Source organism: Plantibacter sp. ME-Dv--P-095, from assembly GCF_030209365.1.
GTDB lineage: Bacteria > Actinomycetota > Actinomycetes > Actinomycetales > Microbacteriaceae > Plantibacter.
The window spans coordinates 123,710-135,472 of record NZ_JARVSB010000010.1 but is presented as its reverse complement, the minus strand read 5'-3'; the positions used below and the strand labels follow the sequence as shown (position 1 = coordinate 135,472).

The window sequence follows — 11,763 nt, the reverse complement described above, 5'->3', positions numbered from 1 at the left end:
AGGGTTCACTCGCCCAAAAATGGGCGAACGAACGGGGACGGTTCGAAGGCCGGGACTGACAAGAAGGCGGCGGTCGGCGCAACCGTGGCGCCGACCGCCTGTTCGTCTCGCACCCGAACGCGCGAGACGGTTGGTGTCACGACGGCGAACCGGCCGCCGTCGTGACAGGTCGCTCCGCTGCCTCGCGCCCGACGGACGCCGAGCGATCGGGCAGCAGTTGGCGGAGGACTCCCCCGGCGTGCGTCGCCCATCGGCCGGTGGCCACCCAGGTGCGGTCGCGGACGAACAGCAGGTCGAGGGCGATCATCGCGAGCGAGAACGGCCACAGCCCGAGGAAGAGCCCGATGCCGAGGTGCATGAGGATCGTGAACCCGAGGGCGACGATGCGGGTCGGCCGCCAGAGGACGAGGACGGGGAACAGGAGCTGCACCCACACCGACAGGAACGTCGCGACCCACACGAACGGCGCGATCTGCCAGGCCAGGTCGCTGAGCGCCGGGAACGGGCGGAACACGTCGAGCACGAGCGAGTAGTAGAACGCCGTCCCCTCGCGCCACTCCGGACCCATGAGCTTGTAGATGCCCGAGTTCACGTACACGAGCATGATCTGGTAGCCGCAGAGCAGCACCGCGGTGTTGTTCGCCGCGTTCCCCAACCACTCGGGGATCGCGAGACGCCCGCGCAGGAGGGGGCGTGGCTCCCGGCCCCGCCGACGCGCGAGCCACGCGTCGACCGACCAGTGCCGCGAGAGGTTCGCGAACACGAGGAAGAGGAGGGTGATGCGGAGGATCGTGTCGCCACCGTTCGTGAGCACCGTGCTGTTCGTCGCGAGCCCCACCCAGAACACGAGGAGCACGGGCGTGACGAAGCGGGTCTGCCAGCCGATGAGGAACAGGACGCCCAGCACGATCAACGCCCCGTAGGCGAGGTCGAAGAGGAAGGCGCTGTCCTTCGTGAACACCACTTCGAACAGCGGGAACCAGGCACGACGTCTGGCCTCCGGATCCACCCATCGGGACGCGACACCCCACAGGTAGTGCCGGTCGGCGAGGCTCGTGAGGAGGAAGCTGACGATCGCGATCCCGTAGAGGATGCGCAGCGCGGAGAGGCTGTACCCGGCGTGCTTGGCACCCGTGACCCATCCGGTGAAGCGGTCGAACCCTGTGCGGACGGCGTTCATCGTGCACCTCCGTAGCGGCTGATCACGTCGCGGTAGACCGCGAGCGTCTCGGCGTCGATCACGTCGTCCACGTGTCGCCAGCCGAAGGTGACGGTGGTGGCGTCGAACTGCTGCTCCTCGGAGAACCGGTTCTCGAAGTCGTTCGGGCGGGTGCGGTCGATCCGCCACCTGACCCGTTCGACGTCCTCGTCGAAGTACGCCGTGGAGAACGCGGTCGCGTACTCCTTCAGCATGTAGTCGTAGCGGAGGAACCGGACGATGTCGCCGCGCCCGGTGCTCGGCGTCCCGCCCACGGCCTCGAGGTCGGCGATGAGTGACTCGGCCGACTGGGCGCGGTAGCCGCCACCGTCGGCGCGCTGGATGAAGGTGTCGCGGACGAGCTCCCGCTGCTCGGCGTCGAGCGCGAGATACCGGGCGTTGTAGGCGAGCATCGCGTTCCAGGACGACTTCTGGATGCGCGACGGCTCGGCGTGACCGGGGACGGCCTGCTGCTCGAGCTCCGTGACGTTGACCCAGTCGGACTTGACCAGAGCGCCGTCGGCGTCGCGCCACTGCGCCTGCACGGAGAACGTGATGTTCGTCTTCATGATGCTCGGCGCGAACACGTTCCACTTCTGCGTGAAGTAGGGGCCGGCCGCCGCGACCACGGTACCGCGGACGGGTGTGGTGGGCGAGACGATCACGAGGGTGCCGGCGACGTAGACACCGACGAGGGCGATCGAGACCGCGGCGGCGATGCGCGCGACGCGCCCCGGCGGTGCGGGCGTCGCTCCCCCGGGGTGTCGGCGGGTGGAGCGTCCCTGGCCGTCGACCGGCTCGGCGGTCGGTCGCTCAGGGTGGGGTTCCTCGAGCAGGCCCGGGTCCTCATGGTGTGCCGGTCCCGGAGCTTGTCGCAGGGCGGCGGATGGTCGTGTGATCGGAGTCACGGTTCCTCCTTGGTGCTGGTGGTGATGAACCGCGGGGGCACCCGTTCGGTGGTGCCGTCCGCGGGAGAAGGAGTGGGCCGCGCCGACCCGAATGCGGCGCGGCCCACGCAGCGGGGTCACTCCATACGCGCCCGTCGCGTAGCCACGAAGGCACCTCCGAGGAGGAGCATCGTGGCGCCGAGTCCCCCGAGCCACAGGCCGTCGAAGCCAGTGCTTGGGAGACCGGGGCGTGACCCCGCTGCGGCGGCCGGTTCGATGACCGTGAAGGCTGTCGCCTCACGCTCGAGCGGCAGCTCGCCGGTCACGGATCCGGAGACCTCCACCCGGTGGTTGCCCAGTTCCATCGCCGAGTGGACGGGGAAGGTGAGGATGGCGTTTCCTAAGGCGTCTGCGACGACCGGGGTGAGAGCGAACGGCGTCGAGAACACCGTGGCCGAGACCGTCTCGCCTGGCTCGAAGCCGGTGGCGTAGACCTCCTGGATCTCCCCGGTACCGCGCATGACCATCACCCACTTGACGGTCGCCTGACGCTCGTCGCCGGCGTCGGTGTCGCCATCGGCGTCAGCCGCGGTGTCGGCGTCGGCTGCGGTGTCCGCGTCGGTGTCGGCGTCAGCTGCCGTGTCCGCGTCAGTCGCGGTGTCGGCGTCAGCTGCCGTGTCCGCGTCAGCGTCAGCCGCTGTGTCCGCGTCGATGTCCGCGTTCAAGTCGACATCGGTGCCGTCGGCGTCAGCGGCGGTGTCGGCCGCGGCATCGGTGTCAGCAGCAGCATCCACATCAGCAGCAGCGTCCGCGTCAGTCGCGGTGTCCGCGTCGACGTCCGCGTTCAAGTCGAGATCAGTGCCGTCCGCGTCAGCGGCGGTGTCAGCAGCAGCATCGACATCAGCGGCAGCATCCACGTCGGCAGCGGCGTCCACATCAGCAGCAGCATCCACGTCGGCAGCGGCGTCCACATCAGCAGCAGCATCCACATCAGCGGCAGCGTCCGTGTCCGTGTCAGCAGCAGCGTCGACATCGGCGGCAGCATCCACATCAGCCGCAGCATCGGAGTCGGCCGCAGCGTCCACATCAGCCGCGGCGTCTACGTCAGCGGCAGCGTCCGTGTCAGCAGCAGCATCCACATCAGCAGCAGCATCCACATCAGCAGCAGCATCCACGTCAGCAGCGGCATCCACATCAGCAGCAGCATCCACATCAGCAGCAGCATCCACATCAGCGGCAGCATCCGCATCAGCGGCAGCGTCGGAGTCCGCAGCAGCATCGACATCAGCAGCAGCGTCGAGGTCCGCAGCAGCGTCCGCGTCGGCAGCAGCATCCACATCGGCCGCGGCGTCTACGTCAGCGGCAGCATCCGTGTCCGCAGCGGCATCCACGTCAGCAGCAGCATCGGTGTCAGCCGCAGCATCGGTGTCGGTGTCGGCAGCAGCGTCCACGTCAGCAGCAGTATCCGTGTCAGCGTCAGCATCCACATCGGCAGCAGCATCGGTGTCAGCGGCGGCATCCACGTCAGCAGCAGCGTCGAGGTCCGCAGCAGCGTCCGTGTCGGCAGCAGCGTCCACATCGGCCGCAGCGTCGGTGTCGGCAGCAGCGTCCACGTCAGCAGCAGCATCCGTGTCAGCCGCAGCGTCCACATCGGCCGCAGCATCCGTGTCAGCGGCAGCATCCACATCAGCAGCAGCATCGGTGTCGGCGGCAGCATCCACATCGGCCGCGGCGTCCACGTCAGCGGCAGCATCCGTGTCAGCCGCAGCATCCACATCGGCCGCAGCATCCGTGTCAGCGGCAGCATCCACATCAGCGGCAGCGTCGGTGTCGGCGGCAGCATCCACATCGGCCGCGGCGTCTACGTCAGCGGCAGCATCCGAGTCAGCGGCAGCGTCTACATCAGCGGCAGCATCGGTGTCGGCAGCAACGTCCACATCAGCAGCAGCATCGGTGTCGGCAGCGGCATCCACGTCCGCGGCAGCATCGGTGTCGGCAGCAGCGTCCGTGTCAGCAGCGGCATCCACGTCCGCAGCGGCATCCACGTCGGCAGCAGCATCGGTGTCAGCGGCAGCATCGACATCGGCGGCAGCATCCGTATCAGCAGCGGCATCCACATCGGCGGCAGCATCCGTGTCCGCGGCAGCATCCACATCCGTTGCAGCGTCCGTGTCAGCAGCGGCATCGACATCGGCAGCAGCGTCCACATCAGCGGCAGCATCCACGTCGGCAGCAGCATCGACATCAGCGGCAGCGTCCGTGTCGGCAGCAGCATCCACATCAGCAGCGGCATCCACATCGGTGGCAGCGTCCGTGTCAGCAGCAGCATCCACATCCGTTGCAGCATCCGTGTCAGCAGCAGCATCCACATCAGCAGCAGCATCCACATCCGTTGCAGCGTCCACATCGGCGGCAGCGTCCGTGTCAGCATCCGCGTCCACGTCGGCAGCAGCGTCCGTGTCCGTGTCCGCAGCAGCGTCGACGTCCGCGTCCACATCAGCGGCGCCGTCGGTGTCCACGTCGACGTCGACGTCAGCCGCGGCGTCGACATCGACCGCCGCAGCGTCGGTGTCGACGTCGACCGCGCCGTCCTCGATCGTCACGTCGGCCTCGGCCGGCGTCTCGGAGACATCGCCCTCGGCGGTGACCGTCACGGGGCCCGGCGTGAAGTCGTCCGGGATGGGCAGCTCGACGGTGAAGGAACCGTCCGCGTTCGTCACCACGGTGACCCGCGGCGCACCCGGGACGGAGACCGTGACGGTCTCGTTCCCGGCGAAGCCCGTCCCGTCGACCGTGACCGACTCACCCGGCAGCACCGAGGACGGGTCGACCGTGATCGCCGTGTCGTAGGCGAGGACCTCGATGGTCGTCGTCGCCGGCTCGTCCGATGCGACCCCGAGAGCCGTCACCGTGACGTCACCGAGGGCGTAGCCGGCGGGCACCGGCAGCGTGGCCGTGAAGCCGCCGCCGACGTTCGTCACCTGCGTGACCACCGGAGCGCCGGGGATCGACACCGTCACCGACTCGTTGGCCGCGAAGCCCGAGCCCGTGATGACGGTGGAGTTCCCCGCGATGAGCGCGGCGGGATCGGCGGTGATGACCGGCGTGAACACGATGGCCGTCACCGTGACGGTCGCCGTGGCGGGCGTCTGCGACACCGCACCCTCGGCCGTCACGAGCAGCGGACCAGCAGGGGTTCCCGCCGGGACGGTGATGCCGACCGAGAACTCGCCGGCGCCGTTCGTCGTCGCGGGGACGGCGGTCCCACCGGGCACCGTGACCGTGACCGACTCGTCGGCCGCGAAGCCGGTACCGGTGATGAGCGTCGCCCCACCGGCCGTGACCGTGCTGGGGGTCGCGACGATCGCCGTGTCGTACGCCTCGACGGTGAGCTCGGCGTCGGCGGGCGTCGCCGAGGTCGCACCGACAGCGGTAACCGTGACCGGACCGGCCGGCGTTCCGGCCGGCACCGGCAGGGTGGCCGTGAAGCCGCCCGCGCCGTTCGCCGTCACCACGACGGGGTCGCCGCCGGGGATCGAGACACTGACCGACTCGCCCGGGAGGAAGCCGGAACCGGAGACCGTGGTGCTCTGGCCCGGGTTCAGCGTGTCCGGGGTGAGCGTGATCGCCGTGTCGTAGACCGTGGCCTCGACCGTGACCGTGGTGGTCGCCTCCGTCGCGGACACGACCCCGAGGGCGGTGACTGTGACCGGCCCGGTCGCGAAGCCCTGCGGCACCGCGAAGGAGGTGGTGATCTCACCGTCGGCGTTCGAATCGACCGTCACCGGGGCGAGCCCGGGGAAGGTGACCGTGACGCTCTCGGTGGGCGCGAAGCCCGCACCCGTGATGACCGTCGAGGTACCACCGGCGACGGTGGCCGGGTCGGCGTCGATCGTCGGCGTGTAGACGACGTCGACCGTGAGGTTCGTCGTGGCCGGGGTGTCGGACGTCGCACCGAGTGCGGTCACGACGACCGAGCCCTCCGCGTAGTCGGCCGGCACGGGCAGCGACACCGAGATGGTGCCGGTCCCGGAGGCCTGGGTGGTGACGGGGTCGGCGCCCGGGATCGAGACGGTGACGTCCTCGTCCGGTTCGAAGCCGGTTCCGGTGATCAGCGTGCTCGAGCCGGCGACGACCGTTGCCGGGTCGGCCGTGATCGCGGTGACGTAGAGCGTCGGCTCGACCGCGAGGGTGGCCGTTGCCGGGGTGGCCGAGACCACACCCGTCGCCGTGACCGTCACGTCACCGATCGGGAAGGCCGCGGGGAGCAGGATGCTCACCGAGATCTCGCCGTCGGCGTTCGCCGTGGTCGGGAACGGGTCGACGATGCCCGGGACCGTGACGTTCACGCTCTCGTTCGCGGCGAACCCGGTGCCGGTGACGGTGGTGCTGCCACCAGGGGCGACCGTCGCCGGATCCAGCGTGATCGCCGTCTCGTAGGCGAGCACGGTGACGGTGGTCGTGGCGTCGGTCGCGGAGAGTGCACCGGTCGCGGTGACGACCAGGTCGCCGGCGGCCGTGCCCGAGGGGATCGGCAGCGCGACGGTGAAGCCACCGGTGCCGTTCGTCGTCGTGACGACCGGGCTACCGCCCGGGATCGACACGGAGACCGACTCGTTCGGCGCGAAGCCGGTGCCGGTGATCGTGGTCGAGGTACCGGGGAGCAGGGTGCCGGGGGCCGCGGTGATCGCGGTCTCGTACGCCTCCACGGTGACGTCGGCGTCAGCCGGCGTGTTCGAGGTCTCACCGGTCGCGGTGATGGTGATCGGTCCAGCCGGGGTGCCGGCCGGGATGGTGACCTCCTGCGTGAAGTCGCCGTCGCCGTCCGTCGTGACCGTGACGGGGTCGCCGCCGGGGATCGTGATCGTGACGGTCTCGTTCGGTGCGAAGCCCGTACCCGTGACGGTGGTGGTGCCGCCGGGGTTGGCGGTCGTCGGGTCGACGGTGATCGCCGTGTCGTAGACGACGGCCTCGACCACCACGGAGGTCTGCGCCGGGGTGAGCGAGAGGGCGCCCGTGGCCGTGAAGGTCACGGTGGCCGGCACGAATCCGGCCGGGAAGGCGACGACCTGGCTGATCTCGCCGAGCCCGTTCGCGGTGGTGACGACGTCGTCGAAGCCGGGGGCCGAGATGGTCACCGATTCGTTCGCGACGTAGCCGCTGCCCGAGAGGATCGTCGAGTCGCCGGGGTTCAGCGTGGACGGGGTCGCCGTGAGCGTGGTGTCGAACGCCTGGACCGTGACCGTCGCGGTGGCCGGCGTGTTCGAGACGGCTCCGACGGCGGTGACGACGACGGGTCCGGCGGGCGTGCCGGGCAGGATCGGCAGGATCGCGGTGATGCCGCCGTCGGTCCCGGCCTCGACGACGACGGGCGTGCCGCCGGGGATCGAGACGGTGACCGACTCGCCGGGCAGGAAGCCCGTGCCGGTGACGGTGGTGCTGCCGCCGGGCAGGAGCGCATCCGGGTCGGCGGTGATCGCCGTGTCGTAGACGGTGGCGGTGACGTCGACCGTGGTCGTCGCCTCGGTGGCCGACACGACGCCGAGCGCGGTGACGGTCACGGGACCGACGGCGAAGTCCTGCGGGACGGCGATGGTGGTCGTGATCTCACCGTCGGCGTTCGAGGTGACCGTGACCGGGTCGAGCCCGGGGAAGGTGACGGTGACGCTCTCGGACGGGGCGAACCCGGTGCCCGTGATCTCGGTGGCGGTGCCGCCGGGGACGGTCGCCGGGTCGGCGGTGATCGTCGGGGTGTAGACCACGTCGACCGTGAGGTTCGTGGTGGCCGGGGTCTCGGAGACCTCGCCGAGCGCGGTCACGACGACCGCTCCCTCGGCGTAGTCCGCGGGGACGGGGAGCAGCACCGAGATGGTGCCGGTGCCCGACGCCTGCGTGGTGACCGCGGGCGCACCCGGGATCGAGACGGTGACCGTCTCGTCGGGTTCGAAGCCGGTACCGGTGACGAGCGTGCTCTCGCCGGCGACGACCGTCGTCGGGTCGGCCGTGATGGCGGTGACGTAGGTGGTGGCCTCGACCGCGAGGTCCGCGGTGGCCGGGGTGGCCGAGACCTCGCCGGTGGCGGTGACCGTCACGTCGCCGAGCGGGAAGTCGCCGGGCAGGGAGACGCTGACGGTGATCTCACCGTCGCCGTTCGCCGTGGTGGTCACCGGGGTGGTGAGGCCGGGGATGGTGATGGTGACCGTCTCCTGCGGCACGAAGCCGGAACCGGTGACGACGGTGCTGCCGCCGGGGGCGACGGTCGACGGGTCGAGCGTGATCGCGGTGTCGTAGGCCTCGACGGTGACATCCGTCGTCGCCGGAACACCGGAGACGGCACCGGTGGCGGTGACCGTCAGTGTGCCGGCCGGCGTCCCGGACGGGATCGGGAGCACGGCGGTGAATTCGCCGTCGCCGTCCGCAGTCACGACGACCGGCGTTCCGCCCGGGTAGGAGACGGAGACCGATTCGTCCGCCGCGAAGCCGGTACCGGTGATCGTGGTGGCGTTCCCGGGGAGCAGCGTCGCGGGGTCGGCCGTGATGGCCGTGTCGTAGGGCAGGACCTCGAGGTCGGCGGTCGCCGGGGTCGCGGAGGTCTCGCCGGTCGCGGTGACGACGAGCGTTCCGGCCGGGGTGCCGGCGGGGATGGGGAGCTCGACGGTGAAGTCGCCGTCGGCGTCGGCCTCGACGGTCACCGGCGTGCCGCCCGGGTAGCCGACCGTGACGGTCTCGCCAGGCAGGAAGCCGGAGCCGGTCACGGTCGTCGAGGTGCCCGGGATGAGCGACGTCGGGTCGAGCGTGATGGCGGTGTCGTAGATCGTCGCGGTGACGGTGACGACAGTGGTCGCCTCCGTCGCCGAGACGGCACCGAGGGCGGTGACCGTGACGTCGCCGACCGCGAAGTCCTGCGGGACCGCGATGGGGGTGCCGATCGCGCCGAGCGCGGTGGCCGTGACGGTGACCGGGTCGAGGCCGGGGAACGTCACGACGACGTCCTCACCGGGGGCGAACCCCGCACCGTTGATGATCGTGGTCGTCCCACCGGCGATGGTGTCGGGGACGGCGACGATCGACGTGTCGTAGGCGACCGCGAGGTTCGTCGTGGCCGGGGTGTCGGAGGTCGCACCGACCGCGGTGACGACGATCGAACCGGTCGGGTAGTCCGTGGGCACCGTGAGGTCGACCTCGATGTCGCCGTCTGCGGTGGCCGTGGTGGTCACCGGGTCGGCATCGGGGATGGTGACGGTGACCGTCTCGCCCCCGGCGAAGCCCGAACCGGTGACGGTCGTCGTGCCGCCCGCGAGGACACTCGCCGGGTCGACGGTGATCTCGGTGACGTACTGCGTGGCCTCCACGGTGACCGTCGTGGTCGCCGGGCTGGCCGAGGAGGCGCCGGTCGCCGTGACCGTCACGGGTCCGAGTGGGAAGGCCGCCGGGAACGTGAGGCTCGTCGAGATCGTGCCCGTGGACGTGGCCGTGGTGACGACGGGGTCGGTGATGCCCGGCACGGTGATGGACACCGACTCACCGGCCAGGAAGCCGGTTCCGGTGATCGTCGTGCTGCCGCCGGGGGCGACCGTCGCCGGGTCCGCGGTGATCGCCGTGACGAACGGTGCGACGACGAGGTCGGTGGTGGCCGGGGTGGCAGAGGTCTCCCCCGTGGCGGTGAATGTGACCGTCGCCGGAGTGAAGCCGGCGGGGATCGCGACCGGCTGGCTGATCTCGCCAGCGGCGTTCGCCGTCGTGATGACCGGGTCGAAGCCGGGCGCGGCGAGCGTGACCTGCTCGTTCGCCGCGAAGCCGGAACCGGTGATGACGGTGGACTGCCCCGGGTTGACGGTCGCCGGCGTCGCCGTGATCGCCGTGTCGAAGACGACGAGCGTGCCGCGCACCGAGGACGACGCGAGGTTGACGGTGGCGAGTGAGATCGCCGGGACGAGGGAGACCTGCGCGGCGCGGACCGTCGAGGACCCCGCCCCGAGGTCACCGGTCGCCGGTTGCACGTTGGCGGTGACGTCCGCGACGAGGCGCACGATGTTGAGGATCGGGCCGACGACGTTCGTCGCCAGGCCACCGGTGATGGTGTTCAGGCTGGTGTTCACCGTGCCGAGCCCGGTGAAGGCGGTCGCGACGGTGTTCTTGACGATATTCAGGACGAGGTTGACGACGCCGTCGAGGGTGAGTCCGAGGGTCGTGAGGATCGGGTTGAGCACGTTCGGCAGGAGGCCGGCGGAGGTGAACGCGGCGGTGCCGTTCTGGACGGCGCCGAGCGTCGAGTCCAGCGAGAGCGAGATGACGGGCACCTGCGTGACGACCACGTTGGTCGTGACGTTGCCGGTGACCTGGATGCGCGTGTTGTTGACGAGCGTCTGCAGGCCGGCGGACACGGCAGTGACCTGCGCGGTGACGGCCGAGGTGATCGCGGCAGCGATCGCAGCGCCGATCGGCCCCGACAGCAGCGAGGTGTTCGGTGGGAGGTCGTTGAGGTCCGGCAGGGTCGGATCGTTCGCGAGCAGGGTCGCGAGGTCGACGATGACGGCGCCCGTAAGGAGGTTGACCGAGACGCCCGTCGCCGCGGTCTGCGACGCCTGCGTGGTGAGGATCGTGTTGACCGCGGTCGCGAGGTTCGGCGGGGTGACCGTCGCCGTGGCGCTCACCCGGAGGACGCCGATGAGGTTCGCGTTCAGCGCCGTGTTGAGCGCCGAGGTCAGTCCGTTGAGCGTGGTCTGCAGCGACGGGACCAAGCCCGTCACCTGCGTGCCGACGTTCTGCACGAGCGGGCTGGTGAAGTTGAGGGTCGCACCGGAGATCTGGTAGTCGGGGACGGCCGTGGCGCCGCCCGTCTGCGAGATCGTCGAGGCGAGCGCGCCCAGGCTGAGCGAGAGGTCGCTGAGGACACCACCGGTGGGCGTGCCGACCCTGCCGAGCAGGCCGGTGAGGTTCAGGTCGGCGTCCGCGGGTGGAGCGTCGGGCCCGCCGATGGAGACACCGCCCTGGTCGGTGACCGCACCGGATCCGGCGTAGGCGTCACCGTTGGTGGCCGCAGCACCGTACTGGGCGACCGCGCCGAGCTCGACGACGCCGTTGGTGCCGAACAGCTGCAGCGAGCTTCCGAGATCGACACCGAGCGTGTTCAGCACCTCGGCCGACAGCGGGTTCGCCGCGACCGGGTACACGCCGCTGGGGTTCTCCGCCCGGGCGCCGGGGACCGCCGCGAGGGCGTCGAGGTTGATGCCGGCCGCCTGCCCGCCGAGGAACCGGCCGAAGCCGTCCGAGACGTCCGCCGGTGCCGCGGTCGCCGCCGTTGTCGACCCCATGGCGATGACCGTCCCGACCACGGCCATGGCCGCGACCTTCCATGCACGGCCTCTGCCGAGGATGCTTCGTTGCTGTTCCCCCACGGTGGAACCCTTTCTTCGGTGCACGGGCGGACCCGTGACTGGCGTCGATCCCGGCCAATCTAAAGCCGGCTCAACCTGTCCCCCACCGAGGGGACACCAACCCCGGTAGTACAGGGATCGAAACCCGTATTCAGACCGCCGAGAGCCCCCGGACGCGGGACATTCCCCCGGGGTTACGAGATAACCCCCATGTGAGGTACGTAGTTTCTACTGAGAACCCACAGCTAGGTCTCCTGGACCGCTCAGGGAATACGGATAATGGGGGCAGTCCGACGGAGGA

3 protein-coding genes are annotated in these 11,763 nt (G+C 70.3%); all 3 read right to left on the bottom strand.

The features are described 5' to 3' along the window. Positions 1 to 136: 136 nt before the first annotated feature. The 3 genes from QRN26_RS15460 to QRN26_RS15450 all read right to left on the bottom strand — a co-directional run bounded on the left by QRN26_RS15460 (position 137) and on the right by QRN26_RS15450 (position 11,483). Positions 137 to 1,180, bottom strand: coding sequence for an HTTM domain-containing protein (locus QRN26_RS15460; RefSeq protein WP_056014444.1), 1,044 nt, complete (start codon positions 1,178 to 1,180; stop codon positions 137 to 139). Next, positions 1,177 to 2,106 (bottom strand): DUF5819 family protein, encoded by a 930-nt coding sequence (locus QRN26_RS15455; protein ID WP_285037456.1) that lies wholly within the window; start codon positions 2,104 to 2,106, stop codon positions 1,177 to 1,179. The genes QRN26_RS15460 and QRN26_RS15455 overlap by 4 nt, the downstream gene beginning before the upstream one ends. A gap of 116 nt (positions 2,107 to 2,222) precedes the next feature. Beyond that, complete coding sequence (locus QRN26_RS15450) at positions 2,223 to 11,483, bottom strand: hypothetical protein (RefSeq protein ID WP_285037455.1); 9,261 nt, start codon at positions 11,481 to 11,483, stop codon at positions 2,223 to 2,225. Positions 11,484 to 11,763: the final 280 nt, after the last annotated feature.